31 protein-coding genes and 1 pseudogene are annotated in these 23755 nt (G+C 58.7%); 11 read left to right on the top strand and 21 right to left on the bottom strand.

Features of this window, described 5'->3' with window-relative positions:
- Window position 1: 1 nt before the first annotated feature.
- The 3 genes and pseudogenes from JQ558_RS24735 to JQ558_RS24725 all read right to left on the bottom strand — a co-directional run bounded on the left by JQ558_RS24735 (window position 2) and on the right by JQ558_RS24725 (window position 1213).
- On the bottom strand, window positions 2–259 hold the full coding sequence (locus JQ558_RS24735; protein ID WP_212214893.1) for a hypothetical protein: 258 nt from the start codon (window positions 257–259) through the stop codon (window positions 2–4).
- Window positions 259–579 (bottom strand): hypothetical protein, encoded by a 321-nt coding sequence (locus JQ558_RS24730; RefSeq protein WP_212214896.1) that lies wholly within the window; start codon window positions 577–579, stop codon window positions 259–261. The genes JQ558_RS24735 and JQ558_RS24730 overlap by 1 nt, the downstream gene beginning before the upstream one ends.
- A pseudogene (locus JQ558_RS24725) lies at window positions 576–1213 on the bottom strand (cysteine hydrolase family protein). Before JQ558_RS24725 ends, JQ558_RS24730 begins: the two are co-directional and overlap by 4 nt.
- On the opposite strand from JQ558_RS24725, the gene JQ558_RS24720 reads away from it, so the two are divergent.
- The 6 genes from JQ558_RS24720 to JQ558_RS24700 all read left to right on the top strand — a co-directional run bounded on the left by JQ558_RS24720 (window position 1212) and on the right by JQ558_RS24700 (window position 4185).
- Window positions 1212–1538 (top strand): hypothetical protein, encoded by a 327-nt coding sequence (locus tag JQ558_RS24720; RefSeq protein ID WP_212214899.1) that lies wholly within the window; start codon window positions 1212–1214, stop codon window positions 1536–1538. The pseudogene JQ558_RS24725 and the gene JQ558_RS24720 overlap by 2 nt on opposite strands.
- Window positions 1468–1671 carry a hypothetical protein gene (locus JQ558_RS37415; RefSeq protein WP_249142626.1) on the top strand — a complete coding sequence of 68 codons (204 nt, stop codon included), beginning with the start codon at window positions 1468–1470 and terminating at the stop codon, window positions 1669–1671. Before JQ558_RS24720 ends, JQ558_RS37415 begins: the two co-directional genes overlap by 71 nt.
- Complete coding sequence (locus tag JQ558_RS24715) at window positions 1658–2260, top strand: alpha-ketoglutarate-dependent dioxygenase AlkB (protein WP_312014598.1); 603 nt, start codon at window positions 1658–1660, stop codon at window positions 2258–2260. The genes JQ558_RS37415 and JQ558_RS24715 overlap by 14 nt, the downstream gene beginning before the upstream one ends.
- Entirely contained in the window at window positions 2257–3261 is a 1005-nt protein-coding gene (gene ligD, locus JQ558_RS24710; RefSeq protein ID WP_212295480.1) for a non-homologous end-joining DNA ligase, read from the top strand. Before JQ558_RS24715 ends, ligD begins: the two co-directional genes overlap by 4 nt.
- Window positions 3251–3622, top strand: coding sequence for a hypothetical protein (locus JQ558_RS24705; RefSeq protein WP_212214909.1), 372 nt, complete (start codon window positions 3251–3253; stop codon window positions 3620–3622). Before ligD ends, JQ558_RS24705 begins: the two co-directional genes overlap by 11 nt.
- Window positions 3623–3795: 173 nt before the next feature.
- The gene (locus JQ558_RS24700; protein ID WP_212214910.1) at window positions 3796–4185 is read left to right on the top strand and encodes a hypothetical protein; all 390 of its coding nucleotides are present in this window, start codon (window positions 3796–3798) and stop codon (window positions 4183–4185) included.
- 1672 nt (window positions 4186–5857) lie between these two features.
- Here the strand turns inward: JQ558_RS24700 and JQ558_RS24695 are convergent.
- The 7 genes from JQ558_RS24695 to JQ558_RS24665 form a co-directional block, all read right to left on the bottom strand.
- Window positions 5858–6121, bottom strand: a complete 264-nt coding sequence (locus JQ558_RS24695; RefSeq protein WP_212295479.1) for a hypothetical protein — start codon at window positions 6119–6121, stop codon at window positions 5858–5860.
- Window positions 6118–6348 (bottom strand): hypothetical protein, encoded by a 231-nt coding sequence (locus tag JQ558_RS24690; RefSeq protein ID WP_212215180.1) that lies wholly within the window; start codon window positions 6346–6348, stop codon window positions 6118–6120. Before JQ558_RS24690 ends, JQ558_RS24695 begins: the two co-directional genes overlap by 4 nt.
- A gap of 33 nt (window positions 6349–6381) precedes the next feature.
- Window positions 6382–6618, bottom strand: a complete 237-nt coding sequence (locus JQ558_RS24685) for a hypothetical protein (protein ID WP_212215179.1) — start codon at window positions 6616–6618, stop codon at window positions 6382–6384.
- A 330-nt stretch (window positions 6619–6948) separates the two neighbouring features.
- A complete protein-coding gene (locus JQ558_RS24680) occupies window positions 6949–7269 on the bottom strand; it encodes a VanZ family protein (protein ID WP_212215177.1) in 321 nt (106 codons plus the stop codon).
- 726 nt (window positions 7270–7995) lie between these two features.
- Window positions 7996–8547, bottom strand: a complete 552-nt coding sequence (locus JQ558_RS24675; RefSeq protein ID WP_312014597.1) for a hypothetical protein — start codon at window positions 8545–8547, stop codon at window positions 7996–7998.
- Between the two features lie 156 nt (window positions 8548–8703).
- A complete protein-coding gene (locus JQ558_RS24670) occupies window positions 8704–9552 on the bottom strand; it encodes a Ku protein (RefSeq protein WP_212215175.1) in 849 nt (282 codons plus the stop codon).
- A 72-nt stretch (window positions 9553–9624) separates the two neighbouring features.
- Window positions 9625–9897 (bottom strand): hypothetical protein, encoded by a 273-nt coding sequence (locus JQ558_RS24665; RefSeq protein ID WP_212215170.1) that lies wholly within the window; start codon window positions 9895–9897, stop codon window positions 9625–9627.
- A 460-nt stretch (window positions 9898–10357) separates the two neighbouring features.
- On the opposite strand from JQ558_RS24665, the gene JQ558_RS24660 reads away from it, so the two are divergent.
- Window positions 10358–10636: a hypothetical protein gene (locus JQ558_RS24660; protein WP_212215169.1), complete on the top strand. Its 279-nt coding sequence runs from the start codon at window positions 10358–10360 to the stop codon at window positions 10634–10636.
- A gap of 306 nt (window positions 10637–10942) precedes the next feature.
- Here JQ558_RS24660 and JQ558_RS24655 read toward each other — a convergent pair whose 3' ends face one another.
- Window positions 10943–11935, bottom strand: a complete 993-nt coding sequence (locus tag JQ558_RS24655; protein WP_212215168.1) for a GlxA family transcriptional regulator — start codon at window positions 11933–11935, stop codon at window positions 10943–10945.
- A gap of 199 nt (window positions 11936–12134) precedes the next feature.
- Between JQ558_RS24655 and JQ558_RS24650 the strand changes: the two genes are divergently transcribed.
- On the top strand, window positions 12135–12884 hold the full coding sequence (locus tag JQ558_RS24650; protein ID WP_312014596.1) for a DUF899 family protein: 750 nt from the start codon (window positions 12135–12137) through the stop codon (window positions 12882–12884).
- A 73-nt stretch (window positions 12885–12957) separates the two neighbouring features.
- Complete coding sequence (locus JQ558_RS24645; protein WP_212215167.1) at window positions 12958–13689, top strand: DUF899 domain-containing protein; 732 nt, start codon at window positions 12958–12960, stop codon at window positions 13687–13689.
- A gap of 144 nt (window positions 13690–13833) precedes the next feature.
- Here the strand turns inward: JQ558_RS24645 and JQ558_RS24635 are convergent, their stop codons facing one another.
- The 7 genes from JQ558_RS24635 to JQ558_RS37395 all read right to left on the bottom strand — a co-directional run bounded on the left by JQ558_RS24635 (window position 13834) and on the right by JQ558_RS37395 (window position 19621).
- Window positions 13834–14013, bottom strand: coding sequence for a hypothetical protein (locus JQ558_RS24635; RefSeq protein ID WP_212215165.1), 180 nt, complete (start codon window positions 14011–14013; stop codon window positions 13834–13836).
- A 7-nt stretch (window positions 14014–14020) separates the two neighbouring features.
- Complete coding sequence (locus JQ558_RS24630) at window positions 14021–14365, bottom strand: hypothetical protein (protein ID WP_212215163.1); 345 nt, start codon at window positions 14363–14365, stop codon at window positions 14021–14023.
- Between the two features lie 2415 nt (window positions 14366–16780).
- Window positions 16781–16987, bottom strand: a complete 207-nt coding sequence (locus JQ558_RS24625; protein WP_212215161.1) for a hypothetical protein — start codon at window positions 16985–16987, stop codon at window positions 16781–16783.
- 255 nt (window positions 16988–17242) lie between these two features.
- A complete protein-coding gene (locus JQ558_RS24620; RefSeq protein WP_212215159.1) occupies window positions 17243–17479 on the bottom strand; it encodes a hypothetical protein in 237 nt (78 codons plus the stop codon).
- A gap of 905 nt (window positions 17480–18384) precedes the next feature.
- Window positions 18385–18510: a hypothetical protein gene (locus JQ558_RS38385; protein WP_409363452.1), complete on the bottom strand. Its 126-nt coding sequence runs from the start codon at window positions 18508–18510 to the stop codon at window positions 18385–18387.
- A gap of 620 nt (window positions 18511–19130) precedes the next feature.
- Entirely contained in the window at window positions 19131–19391 is a 261-nt protein-coding gene (locus JQ558_RS37400; protein ID WP_249118995.1) for a hypothetical protein, read from the bottom strand.
- A gap of 56 nt (window positions 19392–19447) precedes the next feature.
- Window positions 19448–19621, bottom strand: coding sequence for a hypothetical protein (locus JQ558_RS37395; RefSeq protein ID WP_249118994.1), 174 nt, complete (start codon window positions 19619–19621; stop codon window positions 19448–19450).
- Between the two features lie 138 nt (window positions 19622–19759).
- On the opposite strand from JQ558_RS37395, the gene JQ558_RS24605 reads away from it, so the two are divergent.
- Window positions 19760–19975 carry a hypothetical protein gene (locus JQ558_RS24605; RefSeq protein ID WP_212215157.1) on the top strand — a complete coding sequence of 72 codons (216 nt, stop codon included), beginning with the start codon at window positions 19760–19762 and terminating at the stop codon, window positions 19973–19975.
- A 339-nt stretch (window positions 19976–20314) separates the two neighbouring features.
- Here JQ558_RS24605 and JQ558_RS24600 read toward each other — a convergent pair whose 3' ends face one another.
- Window positions 20315–20629 (bottom strand): hypothetical protein, encoded by a 315-nt coding sequence (locus JQ558_RS24600; protein WP_212215156.1) that lies wholly within the window; start codon window positions 20627–20629, stop codon window positions 20315–20317.
- A gap of 327 nt (window positions 20630–20956) precedes the next feature.
- On the bottom strand, window positions 20957–21505 hold the full coding sequence (locus JQ558_RS24595) for a hypothetical protein (RefSeq protein ID WP_212215155.1): 549 nt from the start codon (window positions 21503–21505) through the stop codon (window positions 20957–20959).
- Between the two features lie 739 nt (window positions 21506–22244).
- On the opposite strand from JQ558_RS24595, the gene JQ558_RS24590 reads away from it, so the two are divergent.
- Entirely contained in the window at window positions 22245–22529 is a 285-nt protein-coding gene (locus JQ558_RS24590) for a hypothetical protein (RefSeq protein ID WP_212215154.1), read from the top strand.
- Between the two features lie 631 nt (window positions 22530–23160).
- On the opposite strand, the gene JQ558_RS24585 is transcribed toward JQ558_RS24590, so the two are convergent.
- The gene (locus JQ558_RS24585) at window positions 23161–23424 is read right to left on the bottom strand and encodes a hypothetical protein (RefSeq protein WP_212215153.1); all 264 of its coding nucleotides are present in this window, start codon (window positions 23422–23424) and stop codon (window positions 23161–23163) included.
- Between the last annotated feature and the right edge of the window lie 331 nt (window positions 23425–23755).

The raw sequence follows: 23755 nt of genomic DNA, 5'->3' as shown, positions 1-23755 counted from the left end.
CCTAGCTGTTCGCTTCTTTCTCCGCCTTGGGAAACCAGCGCCAGACCCCTATGATGTTGATCACAAGGAGGATCACGTTCTGGACTACGAGTGATGCTTTGGTCTCCAGCCAGCCGTCGACCATCCAGGCGATGGATGCAACGATGAAAATCAGGAAACCGGCGACGGTGACGCGTGCGTTCAGATTTGCCGCCACGAGGGATGCGGCCAAAACCGTTGTCACTGCCGCGAAGGTTCTCAGGATCATAAGCTCATCCATCACAGCCGCCTGATTTCTTGGGCGCGGATGATAATCTCTTCCTGCGAGAGCTCGCGCTGCAGCCTTTCGCGCAGGGTCTGCCAGTAGCTACTATCGATTTCTTCCACCATGACTTCGACAACAGCAATGCTGTCCTTCTCTGTCCCGCCGCCGCTCTGCCACAGGCCCTGTCCCGGCGCCCGCAGAAAGCTGGTCGCGCCGCCGAACCTGTCCGTCAGCTCTTTGAGGAAGCAGTCGAACCAGTGCTGACCGACCGGCTGCCCCTTGCCGGTCTCTTTTGGGAGCAGGATCTCCACGAGGTGAGAGTTGCCGGCGCTCACGACGCCCTGCGCTGCCGCACGCCTCCGGGCCAGTTATCCAGCAGCGTTTGCGTCGTCACGGTTTCGACCTGTTCGCCGAAACGGTTCATGTAGACATTCATCATCGCATCGTGGGTTTCGTCCGCCGAGCTGCAAAGCGCGTCGGTGACGAGGATGACGCGGAACCCCCAGTCGATCGCGCCCAGCATGGTCGCCAGCACGCACACGTCGGTTTCGCCGCCGGTGATGATGACGGTATCGATCCCCGCGCCCCCAGCTGCTGGTGCAGGTCGGTGCCGGTCCAGGGAGAATACACATGTTTGTCGAAGGTGCGGGCCGGGGGCACGTAGTTGGCGAGATCGGGGACCAAGCCGATCATCTCCGGACCCAGCTGGTCTATGGTCATAGAGTGCCACCTTTCATAGTAATGACGCCACATGCCGACGCCCTGACCGGAACTACGCGCCGGGATGAAGCGGGTGAAGATCGTTTTCTCAGGATGGGTGGAAGTGATCGACAGGATGTTGGGCAGGACCCGCTCCAGCCACGGCATTCTCCACTCGGTGCTTTCGGCAAACATCCTCTGCATGTCCACGCAGAGATGAACCGCCGTCTCCCCGGGCGCGCCGTAGCGCAACTCATCATTCTTCGGCATGGCTATCTTCCTGAAAGCCAGCTCCAACGACGGACGGTCGACATGGTTCCTGTTGGGCGAAGGGCTGCAAGGGTACGCAACCCGGCAAGCCCTGCGGCCAATGAGCGGTCGCGACGCATGCGGGGGCGCGCTGGCTGGAACTCCTGTTATGCGGCTGGTGTTGAGTATCGACCAGACAGTCCAGGGAGACGAAAATGGCGAAACGGGCAACGACCAAGAAGGCAGCGAAGAAGAAATCGTCAGCGAAACGCGAATTGATTTCGCCGCGCGGGGACAAGCGCTACATCCGGCGCGACGCCGTGGGCCGGATCAAAGAAAGCGATGATGTGAGCCGCTCGCTGTCACAGGACGGCCGCCGGAAGGCGAAGAAGGCCGCCAAGCCCGGACGGGGCGACCGCGGGGACCGGAAGCCCGTCTCGAGAGCTCCGGCTCGAAAGAAGACACGTGCCAAACGCTAGTCCCAGTCTAGATCTTTTCGGAGACGACGCTCTTCCTGAGGGTTTCAGATATCAGCCTGATTTCATGAACCGCGAGGAAGAGCAGTCTCTTTTAAGGCATATTGTGCCTCTTCCCTTTCGCGAGTTCGAGTTTCAAGGTTTCACCGGGAAGCGCCGGGTCTTTTCGTTCGGCTGGCGATACGACTTCAACGGTGGCGGCCTGTCACCAGTTGTGGCCATGCCGGAGTTTCTGTCCGGTATCCGCGCGCGGGCGGAAAACTTCGCGGAAATCCCGCCCGGCACGCTCCATCAGGTCCTTATTACCGAATATACGCCCGGCGCTGCCCTCGGCTGGCACACGGACCGCTCGGTGTTCGGGGATGTCGTCGGCATATCGCTTCAGTCCGCCTGCACCTTCCGGCTGCGCCTGAAGACAGGCCATCGCTGGCTGGGCCGCAACCTCACGGTAGAGCCGCGGTCTATTTATCTCCTGCGGGGGCCTGCACGATCCGTGTGGGAGCACAGCATTCCCGGCGTTGAGAGGCTGCGCTATTCAATTACCTTCCGAAATGTTCTCGAAGTAGGCCCGCCCGAAGGGGCGCAGGCATGACCAGGACTTCCTCGTTACCCAAGCGGCTCCAGCCCATGCTCGCCACCCTCACCGATAGTCCGTTCGACGATGCCGGGTGGGTATTCGAGGACAAGTATGATGGTTTCCGCATGGTCGCGAAGATAGAAGGCGGCAAGGTTACTCTCTACAGCCGCAACGGCAAGATCATCAACCACAGCTACATAGAAGTAGCCAAAGCGCTCGAAGGCGTAAAAGGCGATGCGGTGATTGACGGTGAACTCGTCGCCTTGGACGAAAACGGCGTGTCGCACTTTCAACTGCTGCAGAATACGCTCCGTCACGATGCGAAGCTGCAGTATTGCGCATTCGACCTTATGTTTCACGATGAAGAAGATTTGCGCGGGCTTATGCTGATCGAACGCAAGAAGCGCCTTAAGGAAATCCTGCCGCGTCACAAACTCATCGCGTTCAGTCGTCACCGCAAAAAAGATGGCACGAAGTTCTTTGACGAAGCGGAACGCAAGGGCCTTGAAGGCATCATGGCTAAGCGCTCAGACAGCAAATATCTGTCGGGCGCCCGCACCGACAATTGGCTGAAGGTCAAGACTTCGAAGCGGCAGGAAGTGGTCATCGTAGGATTCACAGCACCCAAGCGGACGCGTCCGTACTTTGGAGCGCTTGCCCTAGCGGTGCGCGAGCAGAACGGCTGGCGCTATATCGGTCATGTCGGCACGGGCTTTTCTCACACTACCCTGGAGCAGCTGTACAGCAAGCTCATCAAGCTCAAAGCCTCGAAATCCCCCTTTTCTGCGAAAGTGAAGGATGAAGCCGTCACGACGTGGGTCAAACCGTCGCTGGTGGCTGAGGTAAAATTCACTGAGTGGACGACAAAAGGAGAAATGCGCCATCCCGTATATCTAGGGCTCAGGGCCGACAAACGCGCGGAAGACGTTACCCGCGAGCGCGAGATATCGCGCGCCACGCGCCAGGCGCGTTCGGCGAGCAATGGGGCTCGCGGCGGGTTTTCAGATGGCGGATGATCCACACTTTCCGCGTGGCGGCCCGACCATCGCTTTGACCTGTCACCGCCCTGTGCAGCGAACACCCGAAGTTGTTCTACACAGCCAGGGCTGGAAGGTCTCTCAATCCATTCGGCAAAAGGGTGCGTCAGTTCGCCATCTTGGAACCGTCGACATCGCCGCTAGCCTGAATGAGCTGGTGGGGACGGAAACGGCCTTGGCGCTTCACGCCCGTCTGGGGCCGTTTCTCTTTGCGCCGCAATCGCACATGCTGGAAAGCAGCATTCAAATGCTGCCCTATTGCCCGCCAATCAACGTGATCATTGCGAATACGCTCGCGGCGAACAGCGCCACCGAGCCTAATACGAGTATGGTGTCGTAGGTTTTGTCCTCGTCCACCAATGCAGGTCTCTCAAGCTTCTCGATCCTGTTCCACGTATGGCCCAACCATGAGGCAAAGAGCGGACATAGCGGTTACTATTCCGGATTACGTAATTCTACGAGCGTTCGAAAATCGGCACTGCGGGGCATCTTTGAATCAATCGAGAACCGACGATGTTCATTGTGCGGGGCAAGAGCGACCTGGTGGGCGACACCGAGTTGGTCCGGGACACGCCCGCGGACGCCATCGAGACGGCAAACGATTTGCTTGCTCAAGGATGCGTTCAGGTAACCATCGAGGCCGATGGCCGCGTCTATACGATGGCAGAGTTCGCGATCGACCCAGGGATTAGATGTCCAGCCGGTGGTCATAAAAATAGCCCGGCTCAAGGCCGGGCTATTGGACGCAAAAGTATCAACTCGGGATCTGCAATGCCCGAAGAATATTTTTTTGGCCGAGATCCTGTCAATTCGTTAGCCCACACTGCGCTTTCACAAAATCGGGAACTAGTGGCAATGATCTGCATTGGTGGCTCGTGTGATAGGAACGGACAAACCACTTGAGCCGGCCTCGGCGCGTTTGCCCCTAGACCGCCGGGGCCGTTCTTTTGGACCTGACGTTTTTAAAGCCAAGCGCATCAACCCTGCCCATTGCGGCAAGGCACCCTCGCTTCAATTCGATGGGACGAGGAGATACCGGAAATGACAGTCAACGAACGAAAGGCGACACTGCCGGAACGAGCGTGCTGAAGAAGGCGGACCCAACTGAAGACGAAGCCTCGGCGGCCCACCGCATGGATCGAACTCGACAAAAAGAGCGGCGAGTTCATGGTCGTCATGAAGCAAGCGAGGAAGACGAAGGCGGGGGTGTGGCAGAGACGAAGACATTACCCTTCCAAATTGAGGACATAGGATGGACCAAATCGGATGGCGAAGTTTCTGACGTCATGCTCCGACTTGTCGGTGCAGGATATGGAATGGGCCCCAGTCACGCCCCGGCTGGGGCCTCTTCGTTTGGCAACGGCTTCGCTACGATGCCATGGACAGACACTCAACGTGCCTCTCACGGTAATCCCGTCGATCGTTTGCTGGTCAGTTATGCGCCTGGCCACGTCGATCTGTTGTCACTGACTGCGAATGAACACAGTCTACCAACGTTGGTTCGTGCACCTAGCGCTGAAACGGGGGGTAATCCCTTAGGCTGGAACGTCGCGACCTTGCGCGCCTCTTGCCATAGCTCTATCGCGTGCCCGTCCACCAGTTGTTGGGCGCGGCGCTTGGCTTCCTCGTCATTGTCGCAATGGACCACGACGCGTTTCCGGATATGACCGTCCTCGCCAATAATATAGGCGTAATATCCCCCAAGGCTTAGCGATTACTTCGGGGGCTTGAGACGGGTCGACCTCCGCTGGTCCTGACAGCTGATCTGGAAAGGTGATACGGCGTCGCTGCATGGTGTGCTCCTCCATTTTTTGAGAAGGGCCGGAGCGCACGCCGGGCGATCTCATCACCGATGGTAGTCACGGGCGTTCGGTGACCGTTCCATTGTCCGGCAGCGGACTTCTGGATTCCAGCGGTATATTTCGTTCCTCCACGGGAACTACTTCAGAAACGCCAAATAAGTCAAATGAGTAAGTGACCCTGTGGGGCTTGCGCCCAGGTGACATGCACCTGGGTCGTAAGGAGTCTTCTCCCGCCGCCATGTTGTAGCTTTTCAGAATCGTCTTTCCGGAACCGGACAGAAGGTTGGACAGTTATGTCGGCACCGCACGGTCAGTGGCTTATATCGGTGATGAGAACGCCGGTCGCGCTCCCGCCTTCCATCAGGAATGGAGCAGCGCCCATGCAACGATGCCGTATCCTACATGATACCCCACTGAACCAGCGCTTAATCCAAGAGGCGCAACGCTTGCGGCAGCAGGCTGAAGGCACCCGTCAAAGTTTCGAACGGGAGCTGCTGCTCCGCAAAGCCCGGCAGGCTGAGGCAGCCGCTCACATGCAGGAATGGCTATCATCACCGGGCTTACAGCCGCCTAGATAAGCGGCCAGTTGCTTCGACCATGATCAACATGACCGACCTTCAGGTAGGGCACCGCGTCGCGCGGGAGGATTCCGGCGAGATCGGTACCATTGTCGAAGCAAATGGTGAAATGGGATAGTGGCCGGACCAGCTAGTACCGCCGCAAAAAATCGGCCAAAATTGAGGTGGTGGAAGAGTGAAGTCGCCCCAGACGCATCAGGCGAATAGCTCGGCGCCGGCTGGCGTAAACTTCACGTAGGTGCAGCTCTCATGCAGCAATAGCCAGCCGCGCTTGACAGCTAGATCAAGGCCGGCCTTGTACTCGGTCGGGCTGGCGCCTTCCTTGAACAGCATCGGTCCGTTGATCTTCTCGATGTGGATGCGGCCGTCCTGGATCGCCTCGACCGTGTTGGCGATCTCCAGAAGCTTGCGCGCGGCGGCTTCCGGATCGGCATAGGATCGATCAGTGCTAAACTTCATGCGTGCTGCGAATCCATATGTGCATCCTGAACGTGATGGTCGGTTACCGCTATCTCGACCGCGGCGCCACAGAAATACCGCGCCTGTCCACTGGTTGATTGCGTCGGCAGCTGGAGGCCGGCTTGCTGCATAGCGTATTCCTGCTGATACGACGAGCCGGAACCCTTCGGCTTGTCAGACTTCGGTTTCTTTGTTTGCTTGGATGGCTTGTCTTTACCCTTGGCCATTAGTTCGCTCCTTGTTCGACCGTGAATTTGTGATTACCGCTTTGACTTCTTCCCTGCCTTCTTGCGCGTTTTTTTAGAACGTCTCTTCGTTGATTTTTTGATAGTTTTCTTAGCCTTCTTGTTCGAAGCTGTTGCACGCTTAACGGCGGAGCTTTTAGCTTTTTTCTTAGCCTTAGTCTTTGCTATCTCGCGCTCGGTCATGGGTACGTTAGATTCGGTAGATGCTTCGACGAACTCTTTGAATTTATCCATAAGAGATTTCTTGGCCACGATTATTCTCTCCCTTGCTGAACCGGATGTTTAATTTAGAATTACGATGGCTGGGCGGCAGCCAGCAGTTGTGAAGGGCCAGCGACGAGCAAACTGACCTATGGCCCGTTGGCATTTTTACTGTGTGTGGGCTTTTTGGTTTGAGTGAAAAGGTGCGAAAGAATGAGCCGGTTTCAACAATCGGCAATCCGGAGACTTTAAGTCACCGGGTGGAACTCCAGAGGCAAGCGAGCGTAGCCGTATTTACAATGCGAGATACAGTTCGTCTCGCTCTGGTGACAACTGTTTGATTCCGTCCTCGGCTGAGTGTGTCATCGACAAAAACGAGCGCTACGCTTTCGGCTTGAACGCCAGCTTCCCCAGAGCGAAACAGGCGACGCCCGCGCTGGCCCCGATGACCTTCATCATTCCATCAATTATGCGGGGGTCACGCCCAGGACGCAGAAATTGAAGCGTTTCAGAACCAATCGCTAATACGATCGATACGAGCAAAACGATCGGAAGATGCTTGGGGAATGCGAAGGCTAAGAGGAAGCTCAGCATCGCGAAAGCAATCAATCGATCGAAACCAGGGTAGGGGGAAAAATGTGGTCTGTGAGCGGCAAGCGTGAACCATAGGATAAACAGGCCACAGATTGCTCCGAGAAGCATCGCTAATCGTCCCAAAGTCACCCCAACCGTCGTCGTTTGGCCAGCGTTAGGGTATCCGTTAGCAAGTTCGTCACTCCCTTCCAGGGCGTACAAGAAAACACTTGCGGCAGAAAACCGGACTTACGCATCGAACAAACTACGCAATATAACGGGGTTCAAGCGGACCGCGCTCATTGTTTCCAGACAAACGAAAAGACGAGTAAATCTCCGGCCCAAAGGCCGGGCTATTAGACGCAATAGTATCAACCTGGATTGGCAATGCAAAAGCTATTTTCTCGACTGAGATCCTGTCAGTCCGTTAGTCGACATTGCGCGAAAAAATCGGGAACAAGTGGCAACGACCGGCGTTTGAGTATCGTGCCTTTTAGGATTACCAAGAGGCAACACAAGGCACCTTCCCCGACCTCGGTGGTGAATGAGCCCGGCGAGGTGACGGCGTCCGCTAACGCCCGAAAGCGGTTCGACCAAACGCTTGGTCTGCCAAATGTTCAGGTTAGCCAGGCGTTGCCGTCGGCTTCTTCGGCGCCGGACGTTGGCCGGCAATTCGGGCTTTAGCGCAGGCGAGCAGCTGGTCGAGGACCATCTCGTCGACGTCATCGTACCAGATGTGCCACGTCTCGCTGGGGGCCTCAGGATCGCTCGACGCGCAGCCTGGGAGAATGCTCGTCCATCAGGAAAACGCATCCTTCGCCCGCAGCATGGCGGGAGAGGCGGGCTTCTTGACCCTCACCCAGTTGGGCGACCGGCCGGGCGGGTAAGGTCGATCGACGAGCTTCGACACCGGGCCCTCAAGCCCCATAATGCAGGCGTGCCGGAAAAGCTCTGGCCCGATCTCGCCACGTTCGAAGTCGGAGATGAAGATACCGTCGACACGCCGCGCAAGCAGCCGGGCGAGGTCGTCTTCCTCATCGTAAGGGGCAGCTTCCGTATGTTGTCGCCGTCGGTCACCAGCAAATCGAAGGCGTAGAACTGCACCTCGTCATTACTGTGCAGGCCGTCGAAGTCTGAGATCCCATCGACGCCGAGCAACACGGCTTCGTCGTCCAGGACGAAGGACATGATGCGCAGCGCGGCCTCGGTGACCAGCGGATACTTGTCGCTCCAGTCGTAGTCGTTGCGAGTGAACAGCCGAACCCGCGTGCCCTCGCGCTGGACGATCATCCGATAGCCGTCATGCTTGATTTCGTGGATCCAGTCCGGGCCGGCCGGGACCTTTATGCCGCGCGTTGGAATGCATGGAAAGAATGTCGATTTAACCATCGGAGGTGGCTTCAGCATTCACCCTTTCTCGGGACCGCAATAGCCAAAGGCGATTGTCGACAGCGCTCGCCGTGCGTTTCAATGCGTTGGAGATCGAAACGGTAGTCCGGCCGGCATCCCGCAATTCCAGCAGCCGCCGGTCCTCTTCTTCGCTCCATGGTCCTGTCTTGACCATCAGCCGGCCTTGCGCTTCGCGGCTGGTTTGGTGCGGGTCTTCCTCGACGGCTTGTCGGCTGCGGCCGGACCTTTGCCACCCTTGATGCTCGCCTTCAGCGCATCCATCAGGTTGAAGACGTTGCTGGGCGCGGCTCGCTTCGCTGTGACGATCGGCTGGCCCTTCTGTTTCTTGTCGAGCAGTTCCTGCAGTGCTGCTTCGTAGCGGTCCTCGAACTTCGCCGGCTCGAAATGCCCGGACTTCGATTCCACGATATGTTTGGCGAGATCGAGCATGTCCTTGGTGATCTTGACGTCCTGGATGTCGTCGAAATATTCGTCTGCGTCACGCACCTCATACGGGTAGCGCAGCAGCATGCCCATCAGGCCCTTGTCGCGGGCCTCCAGCGCGATGACGTGTTCGCGGCTGGTGAGCACGACCCGGGCGATCGCGACCTTGTCCAGCGATCGGATCGTCTCCCGAATGACGGCGTAGGCATCGTGGCCGACCTTGCCGTCCGGGACAATGTAATAGGGACGAACGAGGTAGAGATCATCAATCTCGCTGCGCGGCACGAACTCGTCGATCTCGATGGTGCGGGTGGACTCGAGCGCGATGTTTTCGAGCTCGTCCTTGGTCACTTCAAGATAGCGATCCTTGTCGACCTGGTAGCCCTTGATGATGTCGCCGCTCTCGACTTCCTCGCCGGTGTCGGCATCGACCTTGAGATAGCGGATGCGGTTGCCGGTTTTCTTGTTGATCTGGTTGAAGCTGATCTTTTCGGATTCCGAGGTAGCGGGAAACAATGCGATCGGGCATGTCACGAGGGACAGCCGCAAAAAGCCCTTCCAATTGGCGCGCGGGGCCATAACTCAAAACTCCAACTGATACCCATTATTCGAATCAATATAGGTGGGTAACCGTCGAAGTGGAGTCTGGTTTCAGCAGTCCGGGCAGGTATCGCCGTTCGACTGCATGACTGCCTCTAATGCTGCAATGCATGCTTCCGGCGTAGAGCCGGGAAACGGGTTCCGCCAGGCTTCCTCGCGTGCCCTGTTCCAGGCATCGGGGTCCGAGCGGTCTCGCCGATGGCCGTGATGGTCGCACTCGGTCACGGCTTGCTGTTCGATCAGTACGCCGAGCGCCCAGCCTTCCAGCGTGCGGTATGCGGGCCGTCCGGCCGGCCGGGAAGTCTTACGCTGCGGGCTGCTCATGTTGTCCTCGAATCAAATGATGAGCAGCAATATAACACCTGGCCCCCTTGGTCTGAATCGATAGCGGTTTATGCCCACTGTCCACTGATGGACGTACGCAGGTTCAGTCGCGGCCACCTCAAGCGCAATGTTCAAAAGTGAACCCAGCAACATGACAACAATTTAATTCGGGCAACTGAAATCTTTTGGCGACCAGCTAGCGTATTTCGAGTGTCGGCAGAGGTGCGCCGCTTTCGCATCGACGCCGGCCGGCGGTCCCATCGCTGTCCCAAGGTGGGGCCGCTGTCCACACGAGTGCAGGGATAGGAACGATCAATATTCCTCTGACTTGGTTCGTCTCTAACAACGGAGGAAGCGATGCGGAAGAAGCTACCAATCATTGCGTTAGGTCTGTTTTTTGCGCTCGGTAGTTCACTAGCGCTTGCGCAGGGCGCCGGCGGTTCTGGGGCAGGTGGCTCTGGTGCGGGTGGAGCAGGCGCTGGCGGTGCTGGAGCCGGCGGTGCGGGAGCCGGGGCAGGCGGTGCTGGTGCTGGTGGTGCTGGTGCTGGCGGCGCCGGTGGCGCAGGCGGGAGCGGAGCCGGTAGCGGTGCCGCTGCTGGTGGCGGTGGGGATCCAGCGCTGGATAGAGCCACCCCCGGCGCGCCGCGTGCACCCGGAACAGGTCCGTTGCCGAAGGATCGATAGGTTAAGCGACGAACGGTCTCAGCTATTAATCTGCGGCCGTTCGTATCGCCATTAAGCGGGGAACGGCCAATGAAGGATGACCCTTGAAAACCCGAGCACTTTCCGCTTCGCACCGAAAAGGATAAAATCGTCACAAGCGATGGCAAGCCTGTTGCTCAAACCAACGACGAGACAACTGCCGAAGTCATTGCCGACCGTCTGAACATTGAGGAGGCCCAAAGAGAAGAAGACCGCTGGTCTGCTTGATTACCCAAGGTCGATCATCTCGATCGGGTATTCGAACGCCACGCCTTTCGATCATTTTCCCGGAACGGCCGCCAGAATCGTGGCCGCTCCCGAGGCGACCCAGGCAGCCTGAACTCTACCGGTCTCGGCTCGGGGCCGCCGACTGCGCGTGCATCTCTCGATAAAGCCTTGGCGACATGCCAAACCGGCGCTCGAAGGCCTTCGCGAACCTGGAACTGGGAAGTCCGACGCGTGATGCCGTCAACTTGGTCGCCAAACCCTGCGAGAGCAGCACACGTGCGGCGTCCAGCCGAATGGACTCGATCAGCCGCGCCGGTGTTTCGTCCATCGCCTCGGTGAATTTTCTGAAGAAGCTGCGTTCGCTGAGACCGGCTCTCGCCGCCAGGGTCGGTACATCCAGATTATGCTCCAAATTCAATTGCACCCAGTCCATCAGGTCGCCAAAAGGATGTTCGGCGGTTCGCTGAGCGCGCAGCAGCGGACTGAATTGTGACTGATTGCCCGGCCGGCGGACGTAGAGCACTAGCCGTTTAGCCACGTCATTGGCGACGGCCATACCTGTGTCGTTGGCAACCATTGCGAGCGCCATGTCGATCCCTGTCGTTACGCCGGCAGAGGTCCATACGTTGCCGTCCTTGACGTAGATGGCGTTTTCGTCGACCTCGACTTTTGGGAATGCCGCGGCCAGTGATCGACAGGCACTCCAATGCGATGCGACGCAGCGACCGTCGATCAACTTGAGCTTGGCGAGCACGAAGGTTCCTGCGCAAACGGAGCCGTATCGGTTCGATTTCCTGGCCCAGCGCGGCGCTCGTTCGCAGATGACAGGATCCTTGAGGACTTTTCGCAGAGGACCGGCTTCAGCACCCGCGACAAGGAAGGTATGCAGTTTTCGGGGAGGCACCTTTGAAAGCGGCTTCGTATTCACGCTGACGCCGCTGCTGCTGCGCACCGCGCCTCCGATCGAAGACACCATCGAAATTTCGTAAGCGGGATCCTTTTCCTGTTGATCGAGCACGAAATTGGCCGTGCTGAACACAGACACCGGTCCGCTGGCGTCCAGTAGCTCGAATCCTGGATAGATCAGTATGGCGACTTCGATCGGCATTGGCGGAAAATCGCATGATTTTGACATTTACGCCATGCCGCTTGCTTCTTACCCTATGGATGAGCCGGAGCGACCTCATGAGTTCAGTGCAGCAGGCGACGAGTAGAGTTTGCCTTTCACACGCCTTCATTTGCGCTGACGGTAACGTCGGGAGCGGCATTTGGATCACAGGCGCATCGGAATGACGGGAGAGAGCCAAGTGAGTAAGTTCCTAGCCGACAAAACCGAATTGCCGCGGACCGTCGATCGCGCAGAATTTCATGCAGAGCTCGATACGCTACGGCTCCGGGAAAAAGCTCACACACGGGAAAGCGACGCGATTGCGGCCGCCCGCCGGCGGCTGCCGATGGTCGCTGTGGATGGCGCCACGCCGCTTGTCGGCGAGGGCGGGGCGGTGACGCTGATCGACGCGTTCGAGGAACGCAGGCTACTCATCGCCTATTACTTCATGTGGCACGACGGTCGCCCGGCTCCGGAGCAGTGCGAGGGCTGCACTTTCTTTACGACGCAGGTCCGCGAGCTGTCTCATATCCATTCTCGCGACGTCACCTACGCCACGTTCTGCCAGGGTCCATACGACGAGAGCGTCCGCTACCGCGACTTCATGGGCTGGAACATGCCGTGGTATTCGGCCCAGGATTCGCTTGACACCCTCCTGGTCGGGCGGCGGGTCGGAATGATGCACCTAATCTGCTACCTGCGACGGGGATCCGAGGTCTTCGAAACGTACTGGACGACGATGCGCGGCGTCGAGGCGATGGATAACAGCTACCGACTGCTCGACCTGACCGTCTACGGACGGCAGGAGCCGTGGGAGGACTCGCCCGCGGACTGGCCGCAAGGGTGGGGAGAAGGCAAGCATCGTATGCGCGACGATGGACGTCCCATCTCACAATGGCCTCGCCTGAACGCCGGGAGTTCCGACGACTTGGGCACCGGCGGCGGCTGACTTTGTCTCTGCAGCGAAAGGCCCACCCCGGCACGCACATGGAATGCATCTGAGTTTTGGAGGCTTGAGAAGCATGACCACATCGTCTGATAACCACCAAAAGAGCGAGCTGCTCGGAATGCAGACACCGCCGATTGTGTCGGCTGAGGAGTGGATGGCTGCGTCGAAGCAGCTGCTCGTGAAGGAGAAGGCCCACAGCCGAGCCCGCGATGCGCTGGCCGCGGAGCGTCGGCGGATGCCCTGGCTGGCCGTGGAGAAGGAATATGCGTTCATCGGACCGGAGGGCAAGATGAGCCTGCTCGACTTGTTCCAGAGCCAGCGGCAATTGATCGTCTACCGCGCCTTCTTTGAACCCGGCGTATCCGGCTGGCCGGAACATGCCTGCATCGGCTGCTCGATGGTGGCGGATCAGGTCGCCCACCCCGTCCATCTGAACGCCCGCGACACGAGTCTCGCGTTTGTCTCCCGCGCACCGCAACCGGACATCAATCGCGTGAAGGCGCGGATGGGCTGGGAGCATATCCCGTGGTACACGCTGACCGACGACTTCGAGACCGACTTCGGCGTGGAAGAATGGCACGGCACGAACGCATTCATTCGAGACGGCAAACGCCTGTTCCGTACCTACTTCAACCACGGCGGCCGTGGCGACGAGCAAATGGGCAACACGTGGAATTACCTCGATATCACTGCACTCGGTCGCCAGGAGTCGTGGGAAGACTCACCCCGGGGCTATCCTCAGACTCCGCCATACGATTGGTGGGTCTGGCATGATACCGGGGTGACGGATCCTGATCGATCCTAAGTGGGGCGAGTCGTGTAGCCGTCGTATTTGACCTCGTGAATCCAGTCCGGGCCGATCGGGACCGTCGTCTTGGCGACCGGCTTGCAAAACTCGAACTGCTTCATGATTGGCAGCTATGCACGGCGGCGAAAGCTATTAGTCGCCTCATCGCTGGCGAAACGGAATGACTTGGCCGTCGGCTGCCTCGATCACCGCTCTGGCAAGCGCGCCGGTGTCGAACCCAAGCTCGGCTAATTCTGCGCCGAAACCTTGCCGTTCGAATTCGGCGACAATCGCTTCAACTACCTTAATGAAGCGGGCGGTGTTGGCGACGGGGTCGGACATGGATCCCTCAGATTTGCAGTGGTAACGGCAGTTGCACGCCGATCTTTCGGCCGAGCTGGCCCTCGATGAAATCCTGCAGGCTATCGGACGCCTCGCGGCCCTCGGCGCTGACGCGGCGCTCCAGCTCGCGGGCGACGTCTTCGGACGTGTCCCGTGACCAGCCCTCTGCCGGATTGAAGGCCACAACCCGCAGCACCCGGGCATACTCGCCGCGCAGCAAGCCGGAAATGAGAGTAGGATAATCGATGCCTTCGTCGGTCTCGCGGAAGGCCGCACCGCTGCTGAAATCTTCGAGAACGATGTAAAAATCCCGGTCCAAATGGTCGTTTGGAATGATCGACGGCGAACTCATACGCAACTCCACGCGCCCCTGATCCAAGATAGGAGAGGGCAGGTGGATTTGCGAATCACCAAGGCACGAAAACGGCCCCAGCCGGGGGAGCAGCTGAGGCCGTTGCCTTCGGGGACGTGCCGGGGGCGGCCCGGCACGATCACAAATCGCGCTTGGCCGCGAAGGTTCCTATGCGAACAGCGGGGGCTCGCCTGTTTTTCCCCCAAAATAGGTAACGCCAAGGTGGCTGATCCGCCGCTGACTTGAAATCTGCAATGGCTTGAACGAGACCTCAACGCCGCTTATTGCCCGGTGGTCTTCTTCGTTTGCGGGAACAAGTGGCAATGCTCGGCATTGAGGCCACGTGTCTGAAGCAGACGATAGACGCGTATAAAACGGCCTCAGCGCGCGTCCCCCGAAGGCGCTGGGGCCGTTTTCTTATGGGTGCTGGCCGAATTCGGCCACTTGCGAACCAAAAACAGGCCACTCAATGAAAACCCCCATCCGGGGGCTAGCGCGGACGGGCGTCATTCCAAAGCGCTCACGGAGGCGATCTGGTGAGCGCCGCCGACAACCTAGCAGCGGACTTCATTTCCAAAAAGTGGAATCGGAAGACCTGGTATTTGTGCCGGGACCAAGTGGCAATGAACGGCGTTGAAATGGCTTGTCTGGAGGAGAGACCGGACATATCAAAACGGCCTCAGCGCGTCCCCCGATAGCCGCTGAGGCCGTTGCTTTTTGGAGCTACTGGCTGCCGAGTCGTCTTGGATAAAAGCGCTTCTTGCGCCTGTGAGCCGACGGCCGCGTGCAAAGAACAGCCCGCACTATTGCGGGCTGTTAGGAGTGTCACCAGCCGTGATGGTGGTGACGATGGCCGCCGAAACCAAAGCCTAGGCTTATGGACGGGCCGCCGTAACCATACCCCCCGTACGGCCGAGCGTAGTATGCTGGCGGAGCGTAGTAAGCCCGCCGAGGATAATACGCATAGCTCCTGTAGTAGCGACGATGGCCATAATGGCGATGGCGACGGTGCGCACTTAAGTCGGTTGACTGGCTTGTTCCGACTGTTGCGCCTTCCGTCTTCTTCGCCGAGTTGTCAGCGTTTGCTACGCTGCCCCCGAGCAGCGCGGCAGCACCGACGGCAAGTACGATAGCTAGCTTTTTCATGTCTCACTCCTTTGCATTCAACTACGTTTCGATAACCGGCACGAGGCTTCTATGTTCCGACGCAAACCCGCGCTAAGTCCCTGAATAAGCGTTCATATTGCGGAGCTGCCAAGTAGGCTGAGCAGGCGTAGGGGTCTTTCGTCGTTAGGAACAAGTGGCAACGACCGCCGTTGGCGGCGGTGTCCGTTTTCAGACGCCGGACACATCGAAGCGGCCTCAGTGCGCTTCCGTCTAGAGCGCCGGGGTCGTTTCTTTTTGGGGAGACTGATTTGTCAGCTGACTGGGTATTGCCGGGAACAAGTGGTAACTGCTCCATGTTGAACCCGTCTAGTGGAATTCAGACACATGCCTTTACGGCCTCAGCGCGCGCCATCCATCTTAGGCTGCTGGCCGACCATCGGTTAAAGGGATGGCACATTGAGATAGCGGCCTCAGTTGGCGGCCTTTGGCCTTAGGCGGCCCCAGCGGACTGGCGGTGCACTGGGGCACAGCCGACCGGCAACGGCGGTTGCCAACGGCCTCCTCAACTACCCGCAACTCAGCCGACCTTTCCGAACTAGTCCGGAGTACCTCAGTTGGCGGCCTCTTTCATTTGGATGTGCCGGCGTCGCGGCCATGGCGGGCCTTCGGTACCGGTAGGAGCATCTTGGTAGATGATTTAACTTCCGACCATGCGTCCCGGCTTTCGCAAGCGGCGCAATCCGGCGGCTCATTGCCGTCGCTGCTTGTTAGAGTTCACCCTTCCGACTGCTCTACATCAGGCGCTCGGGGGCTGGCATCAAGCGCTTGTTTACTCTTGGATGAAAGATCGGCGGCCTTTGATAGAAGGCCTGCGGCAACGTCTGGATCGGTGGTGGCCTTCGCAAACTTTAGAAGTGTTGCGGCTTGGTCCGCCAAGTACTTTTTCCCAATCACGATTAGTTCCCGTCACGTTGCACCCCATGCAAAGACTCGCTGTGGGCGATTCCGTTCCGAGGAACTGTACAAAAATGTACATAGCCAATTGGTTCCCGAAAATTTAAAGCCAGTGCCGCTTCTGTCCTGGGCGGAGCGGCCACGCGGCGTCACCTCAAGCCCCAATACACAATTAAGACGAGCCCAGCGAGGGCCGCAACAAACAGGCCGGCTTCAAAGTATCGGTTGGCTTCACGGTCGTTCCGGCTCACTGGCTGCACTCGGCCATTTCCTCAATAGGACCGGGTGCAGCGCCGTTCGGATAACTACGGGTAGTTCGCTTAAAAATCGCTGGAAAGACGCTCGAACAAATGTTCAAGCGAACAGATCAGAGCCGGCGGGCGTGAATTTTACGAATGTCCCGCTCTCGTGCAGCACCAGCCAACCCTGCTCGATCGCGTATTTGAGACCGGCGCTGTATTCCGCCGGTGTTGCCTTGTCGCCAAACAGGAAAGGCCCGTTGATCTTCTCGATGTAGATTCGGCCATCTTGGATGGAATCGAATGCCTGGGCGTGTTCCATCAGGCGTCGGGCAGCCTTTTCCGGATCGGAGTAGGGGCGGGCGTCGGCGTAAATACTCGCCCTCAAAGATAGCCGAGGTGACTGATCGCTCCATGGGCGCGATAGTAACTAAGGCCCACAAGTTGAAGCTGCCGCTTCAATCGCGCCGCCTGCTAGAAAAACCCAAGCTACCGCGGAAGACGCGCCTCGCGGCGCGAAAGCCGCCCCTAAAGGGGTGTCTAGCTCCCAGTCCTCTCTGATTCCCGCCTCACAGTTTCATCCGGGCGATGAAGAGCCGTCGTGGGTGTGTGCTCGGTAATACAAATGCATTTCGCCGCCGCTCGGAATTGGGCGGGTTATTCGCTTGATACGTCCCTCGGCGGTCAACCGGTTCAACTTGTGATGCGTTGTTGCGCGCGCCCCTAGATCGTAGCGCATCCAAATCTCAGTGGCGCCCTCTGCGCTGTCTTCACTGACTGGAATGGTTGTCCACAACCGTTCGAGGTCGGCCATGCTGAATCTCTTCAGTGAGAGTCCTAGCGCATAAGAACCCCTAACCCGACAAACCGTCATTCGCTATAATTGAAGAGAACTCGGCAATCGAATAGCTCTCGATGCCGTCGCTAATAAGAAACGTCGGTGAGCTTGCCTGCGACATGCCATTCGACCGCTTTTGCGAATGCCTCTTTCGCGGTTTCGGTAGTCACGGAAACAAGATGATCGTCAACATAGGCAGTCACTGAAAATGGCATAGGGCATCGCTTATCCGAATAGGAAAGATCAAAAAAACTCGAAGGCGCACTGCAGAGTCCAGCTCCTTCATTGAAATGAAACCCCCGTCCGGGGGGCTAGCGCGGACGGGGGCATTCCAAAGCGCTCCCGGCGGCGTTTTGGTGAGCGCCAACCGAAAACCTAACAGCGGAGTTCATTGCCGGAAAGGAGATTCGGGAGAACTTGGTATTTGTACCGGGGCACGCCCGGCAGGCCGCCTCACTTGCGGAAAATGCGACGGGTCATGAGATGATTGCGCGCGTTGCTAATCCATATGTGCTTCGTGAACGTGACGGTCGGTTACCGCTATGTCGATCTCGGCGCCACAGAAATTGATTGCGTAGGCAGCGGCGGGTGAGCTCGGGCATGACCCATTGAAGCGCGCTCGCGGCGTCTAGGCAAACGACTCCAGCGCTATGGTTCGTATCTGCCGCGGCATACTCGGGATTGCGCTGCTTCAGCCGGAGTTGGACAAGCCGAACTGCTTTGCCCGTTTTCTGTACCGCCGTTGCAATCGAGCATAAACAGCTGGCGTGTTCGATTCAGTTCAACAGCTATCTCGGCGGCTTCCTTTCCGGCATTGAGAAGCTCATCAAGCTTTTGCTCCTCTTCGGAGGTCCAACGCCGTCTCGCCGGACTCGGAGCTGTCATTTCTTCGCCTTGGGTTGAGCTTTTGTGGGCGGTGGCGCTGCAGCCTCGCGCTCCAGCCGCTCGGCCTTGAGACGCTCGCGGTTTTTTGAGAACGCCTTTTGCGCGATCTCGTGCTCGGTCATTGCCTTTTCGGCGTCGACTTGGCGGAATGCCTTACGCGCTTCGCGCTCGGCTTTGCTGACCGGCTTCTGTGGCTCAACTTTGCCGGTACCTTTGTCATTTTCTTAGCCTTCAGCCAAGATCTCGACCAGCCGGAGTGTTCCGCAACCAGAGTGGGCGCGCAAGCGATAAGGCGCCTTACGTGCATGGTTCAAAAGTGAACAGACGGCCCAGCAACGGCGCGCTTAACTAGATCCATTGCTTTTAGCTGCGTAATACTTGCGTTCCGCCCGGCATGTTGCCGGGCTTTTCGCATGCCAAGGAGCGGCCCAGCCATGAGGAAATTCGTTGCCTACGCGCTCGACCTTAGCGGGATGGCGCTGGCCTATGACCTCCCGCTACCGACTCGCAGGCCGGGACGGGGGGACCCGCCCAATATCTTGAATACCACCCGACCATCGAGATTTGGTCTCACGACCACCGGCGGGTCGCGCGGCTGGTGCGGAAATAGACGTTAAATGAAACTTGGCCGGGCACGCCATGGATCGCAGCACCCTGTATTTCCGACTCGGGATGATCTGCCTGGCGGTCTTGGTGGCGTTCCTTGGCTTTATGATCTTCGCGTAAGGCCACGCAGGATGCGTTACCGCTCGAGTCCCATAAGGCAGGCGTGCCGGAAGAGTTCGGGCCTGATCTCGCCGCGTTCGAAGTCGGAGATGAAGATGCCGTCGACACGCCGCGCCAGCAACCGCGCGAGGTTGGTCTTCCTCATTGTAAGGGGCAGCTTCCGTATATCGTCACCGTCGCTCACCAGCATGTCGAAGGCGTAGAACTGTACCTCGTCATTGTGCTTACGGGAATGCAGGTCGTCGAAGTCGGAGATCCCGTCGACGCCGAGCAGCACCGCTTCACCATTCAGTACGAACGACGTCGACCGGATGCGCAGCGCCGCCTCGGTGATCAGTATCGATCGCTCCAGTCGAAACCGTTCCTGGTGAACAGCCGCACCCGCTTGCCCTCGCGGTGCACGACCAGCCGATAGCCATCGTGCTTGACCTCGTGGATCCAGCTTTTGCTGGTCGGGACCTTGGTGGCGCGGGTTGGGATGCAGGGTTCAAAAGCACTGGTACGCATCCGGCTTAGATAGGCGATGGCGCCTAGAATGCGAATCCTGCCGCCCGCTCAAAGAGCGACCGCCCTTGGCTGCGACCGTTCCATGGGAACTTTCCTATTTTTCCCGCTTTGTTTTTTGGATTGGAGAGGAGGATTTCCATGAAGCGCAAACGTTGGTCCGACGATGATATCGCCAAGCTTCGCGGCATGGCCCAGAAGATGCCCCCGACGCAAATCGCAGCTGCCTTGGGTAGGGGTGTTGCTGCCGTGACGGTGAAGGCGCACGAACTGAAGCTATCGCTTCGGATGCATCCGAATCCTGCCGGCCAGAGGCCGACTGCTGATGCGTCCGAGGTTGACGTGCGCCTAGAATAAGCGAGGTTTGTGCGTTGGATTGTCCGCCACCCCGCGAGAGTTGTGTAGGAAACCCGCCGGGGGACATGACCGGCGGGTTTTTCTTTGCATGCGCAAACGTACCCCTATACGAGGCTGACAACGGCGAGGACTAATTCGGGGCCGAATTCGCTCGATGCCAGCGCGATCACTGTTCCAGCTACGGCTAAAATGGTGGTGACTGTGAGAGCTATCATTTTGAAAATCCCCTGATGCCTGTGATGGTGAGGCTGCGCCGGCTTCGTTTCCGGACGATTGCGTGGGGACAGGCAATCGGTTTCGTTCACCGAGACGTTATCTCCCGTAGGAGTGTCGAAATCGTCATCGCCGGGCGATTCCGGTCTGCAAGAACGCTTGCATGGAAGCAGGCATTTCATCGAGCTCGGCAAAGCGTCGGCGCAGCTCGATGGCGACATCCACGGTGACGTCGCGGGACCAGCCCTCGGCGGTATTGAAGGCGACGATTCTCGCCGGGCAGCTATACTGACCGTCCATCAGGTCGCGGATAAGCGTTTCGTGATTAGCAGCATCTTCGGCGGTCTCGCGCCATGCGCGGCCAAGGCGTCCGCCAAAGTCGTCCAACACTAGGTAAATATCCTGGCCGGCTTCTGGCACCATCGAGGGCGACCGACGCATACACAACTCCGCACGGGCGGGCTCCAGCCCCGGGAGTCAAGATGACGGCGCAAAGAGCTGGAGCCGCGGTGACAGTCCATAGACGCCACCCGATTCCTACGCTGTCAGGACCTAGATCGTTCCTAGGAAATTTTGTCGCGGTGACTAGCGAGTCCCCCATGCGAGCGTGCTCGATGTACGCGTCGGGCTTAGATAGGCGAGGGCGCGGAGGGGCCGCTTTTTTGCGCCGGCGGCCATCAGGTCGGCCAGGGTCATCAACCCCATCATTGCGGCGAGGGTCACCAGGCCGCACAGTGTTGCGATTACCGCGAGCACGGCGGCCCTCATTTAGTTCGGCGAATGCAGCTCCTCAGACGCGAGCCATTCGTCAACATGGGGCGGGGTTTCCAGATCTTCGGCCCGCTTCAATTCAGCGAGCCTGAACAGGCCAAGCACGACGATTGCCGGGATCGATACGGCGGCGGTTGCCAACGCCATTAGTTCCAACATGGTGGCCACCCGATCTGGGTTGCAACCCTGTAACGTCCGCAGGCCCCCTTCCTCCATTGGAACCTTTTGCCCGATCGCGTGCTTTTCCCGCGGCGAAGGCGACATTAAAATGGCAGTCAACAAGCCGAAAGGCGACAATGCCCGCAAGGGTGCAGTGAAGAAGCGATCGCAGGTGAAAACCCCACTCGGCGGCGCGAGCGCATGGACCAAGCGCAACAAAAAGGGCGGCGAGTTCGTGGCGGTGAAGAAGCCGGCAAAAAAGGCTAAGGCGGCGAAAAAGTTCAAGGGCGTGCGGGTCGAGAAGAAGCGGGCGCGAGCTGCCCGATAGCCTCCGCGATGTTGCGAGGTGTGTGATGAGACCCAATCGGATAAGGCCATCGACTTCATTGGAAATTGCGCCTTCTCAAGTTTGCACAAGACGCGCGAGCTACGGCCGGCCGCATCAAACCTGGTCGAGAACAGGACATTTTGATTCAGAAGGCGCGGAAGGCCGAGGCGATGGCCGATGCCGAGAACCGGCGCGAGACGCTGGCATGTGAAACGGCCCCAGCGCGAGGGGCAAGCTGAGGCCGTCGGCTTCCGAGAGGTCGTGCCGAAGGAGCTGTCCGGCACAGGTCTATAATTTCGAAGGCCTACGCTCGTTCCAAATCTTGGTGCGGGTCCTTTTGCCTGGTCCGTCCCAATCAGAACACCCACGCTTCCGAATTAGGACATAGGATGGGCCACATCGAATGGTGACCTTGGGGCATCGTGCCCAGCCTCGGCGGGGGGACGATATGGAATGGGCCCCGGCCAAGCCCCGGTCGGGGCCTTTCGTTTCGGTGTCGGAGCTACGCGTAACCAGATTGATGAAGCATGATCGACCCCGATTGCCCAATCTGCCACGGCCTCGGTTGGGTGTGCGAGAACCACCCGGACAAGGTTTGGGACCGGGACAGGGGCTGCGAGTGCGGCGCGGGGATGCCGTGCGAATGCCAACGTGCCAATGGTCTTGCGCAGCCCGACATCAGCAAGGTTATGGATGAGCGGTAGATGATCTGGCCGCGCGAGTGAGCGCAACCAGCTTCCCGCTATGGAACCAACGATCTTTCGCGCGCTTGGTGCATTTTTAACGAGGAGGACTCACATGAAGAAGCTAGCGACGGTGGCGACATTCGCGTTTTTCGTCCTGGGATCGTCTTTGGCCTCGGCCCAGACCGGCGGGCCGATGATGTTGGGAAAAGACACCAGCAAAACTGGCGCCACGCCTCCCAACGCAGGCGCCAGTGCGCCCATCACGGTTGATCCAAAAGCCAAGAAACCGGTTCCTATGTCAGGCCCTGATTACCAGCACAAAGCAGGCGCCGCTCCGCCCAACGCGGGCGCCAGCGCACCCATCGCAGCTGCGCCCGCGGCCAAAGGCAAGAAGTAAGACGAGGATCAGTTTTTGTGCGTCTGGGAAGGCCCGTTACGGTGCGAGCCCAGCGCCGCGTGTCGCCTTTGACTCGGTGCCCATAACCCGAGGGCCGCCTCAGCGCGCGCGCACGAGTTGGCAGCTATTCTGGGATTTCGTCAGCGGAGGTACTCCGAACTAGTCGGGAAAAACCAGCAAGATTGCCGGTAGGCTGGCCCCGCCGGCAACCGCCGTTGCCCGCAGTTGCGAGAAGCGGCCCCGGTGCATCGTGAGAGCCGGGGCCGCCTATCCACGGCTAAAAAGGCGACCACAACTCGAACCAAGCCCCAAAGCAAACGGCCCCAACCGGGGGCCGCCAACCCGAACGATACGGATTTTCCAGCGGTCGGGGGGCACCATCATGGCTGGAAGCTTTAACCAGACGCTCCGCCCAGCTGATTGTTCCAGAGCGAACCGGGAATAAGTGGCAATTGGTCTAGGATCCCACAGAGGACTGGGCGCTCCGATTTTGCGGTGTAGATTCACATTTGATAGAGCCAGAGCCTCCTCAAGGTGACATGCTTTGCCGACCGGGGAGGAGGGTGAACCTTTTCATTTCCGATACTTTGAAACCCGGCAGGCCGCTGCTCGAAAGATCAGCGGCCTTCGTTTATGCAAAGACGTCCGCGCCGGCAGGCGTGAATTTCACGAATGTCCCGCTCTCGTGCAGTACCAGCCAGCCCTTGTCGATCGCGTATTTGAGGCCAGCGCTGTATTGCGCTGGCGTGGCCTTGTCGCCGAACAGGAAGGGACCGTTGATCTTCTCGATATAGATTCGGTTGTCCTGGATGGGCTCGAAGGCCTGCGCGTGCTCCATCAGGCGGCGGGCTGCTTTCTCCGGGTCGGAGTAGGGGCTTTCGCCGGTGAATTTCATGTGAGGGTCTGTTCTTCTTCGGTCATGTGAGCCGCGTAGATGTGACGGTCCATGGTGGTGATGCCGATCGGCGCGCCGCAATAGCATGTCGACCGGCCATCGGTTGACTGTGTCGGTAGCTTGCAGCCGGTTTTCCAATTTTCTGTTTCCAGCGGTTCCAGGCGCGCTGCCGGCGATGGCCGCTATGGCCGACCATGTCCGTCCGTTCACGGGGGTAGAGCGGAAGTCGCTTTTTGAGGGTGACACTTCCGTTTTTGACCCTGGCTGTGTGAAAACGCCGCTGCTTTGCTATTATTCTCTCGTGATTCTGCGGGGGAAGCTGATGCGGCGC

Origin of the sequence: Bradyrhizobium sp. AUGA SZCCT0160 (assembly GCF_018130105.1) — a bacterium.
GTDB lineage: Bacteria > Pseudomonadota > Alphaproteobacteria > Rhizobiales > Xanthobacteraceae > Bradyrhizobium.
Note: the sequence above shows the minus strand (reverse complement) of the source record. Positions and strands in the feature narration are given on the sequence as shown.

Coding starts and splice junctions, on each gene's coding strand:
- JQ558_RS24590 (WP_212215154.1), top strand. CDS start 22,245: ATGAAGAAGCTAGCGACGGTGGCGACATTCGCGTTTTTCGTCCTGGGA.
- JQ558_RS24670 (WP_212215175.1), bottom strand. CDS start 9,552: ATGGCCCCGCGCGCCAATTGGAAGGGCTTTTTGCGGCTGTCCCTCGTG.
- ligD (WP_212295480.1), top strand. CDS start 2,257: ATGACCAGGACTTCCTCGTTACCCAAGCGGCTCCAGCCCATGCTCGCC.
- JQ558_RS24605 (WP_212215157.1), top strand. CDS start 19,760: ATGAAGCGCAAACGTTGGTCCGACGATGATATCGCCAAGCTTCGCGGC.
- JQ558_RS24625 (WP_212215161.1), bottom strand. CDS start 16,987: ATGGAACACGCCCAGGCATTCGATTCCATCCAAGATGGCCGAATCTAC.
- JQ558_RS38385 (WP_409363452.1), bottom strand. CDS start 18,510: ATGACCGAGCACGAGATCGCGCAAAAGGCGTTCTCAAAAAACCGCGAG.
- JQ558_RS24735 (WP_212214893.1), bottom strand. CDS start 259: ATGGATGAGCTTATGATCCTGAGAACCTTCGCGGCAGTGACAACGGTT.
- JQ558_RS24680 (WP_212215177.1), bottom strand. CDS start 7,269: ATGCTTCTCGGAGCAATCTGTGGCCTGTTTATCCTATGGTTCACGCTT.
- JQ558_RS24600 (WP_212215156.1), bottom strand. CDS start 20,629: ATGCGTCGGTCGCCCTCGATGGTGCCAGAAGCCGGCCAGGATATTTAC.
- JQ558_RS24675 (WP_312014597.1), bottom strand. CDS start 8,547: ATGCTGAAGCCACCTCCGATGGTTAAATCGACATTCTTTCCATGCATT.
- JQ558_RS24720 (WP_212214899.1), top strand. CDS start 1,212: ATGGCTATCTTCCTGAAAGCCAGCTCCAACGACGGACGGTCGACATGG.
- JQ558_RS24585 (WP_212215153.1), bottom strand. CDS start 23,424: ATGAAATTCACCGGCGAAAGCCCCTACTCCGACCCGGAGAAAGCAGCC.
- JQ558_RS24620 (WP_212215159.1), bottom strand. CDS start 17,479: ATGGCCGACCTCGAACGGTTGTGGACAACCATTCCAGTCAGTGAAGAC.
- JQ558_RS24595 (WP_212215155.1), bottom strand. CDS start 21,505: ATGAAGTCGATGGCCTTATCCGATTGGGTCTCATCACACACCTCGCAA.
- JQ558_RS24655 (WP_212215168.1), bottom strand. CDS start 11,935: ATGCCGATCGAAGTCGCCATACTGATCTATCCAGGATTCGAGCTACTG.
- JQ558_RS24690 (WP_212215180.1), bottom strand. CDS start 6,348: ATGGCCAAGGGTAAAGACAAGCCATCCAAGCAAACAAAGAAACCGAAG.
- JQ558_RS24700 (WP_212214910.1), top strand. CDS start 3,796: ATGTTCATTGTGCGGGGCAAGAGCGACCTGGTGGGCGACACCGAGTTG.
- JQ558_RS24665 (WP_212215170.1), bottom strand. CDS start 9,897: ATGAGCAGCCCGCAGCGTAAGACTTCCCGGCCGGCCGGACGGCCCGCA.
- JQ558_RS24705 (WP_212214909.1), top strand. CDS start 3,251: ATGGCGGATGATCCACACTTTCCGCGTGGCGGCCCGACCATCGCTTTG.
- JQ558_RS24645 (WP_212215167.1), top strand. CDS start 12,958: ATGACCACATCGTCTGATAACCACCAAAAGAGCGAGCTGCTCGGAATG.
- JQ558_RS37395 (WP_249118994.1), bottom strand. CDS start 19,621: ATGCGTACCAGTGCTTTTGAACCCTGCATCCCAACCCGCGCCACCAAG.
- JQ558_RS24635 (WP_212215165.1), bottom strand. CDS start 14,013: ATGTCCGACCCCGTCGCCAACACCGCCCGCTTCATTAAGGTAGTTGAA.
- JQ558_RS24695 (WP_212295479.1), bottom strand. CDS start 6,121: ATGAAGTTTAGCACTGATCGATCCTATGCCGATCCGGAAGCCGCCGCG.
- JQ558_RS24630 (WP_212215163.1), bottom strand. CDS start 14,365: ATGAGTTCGCCGTCGATCATTCCAAACGACCATTTGGACCGGGATTTT.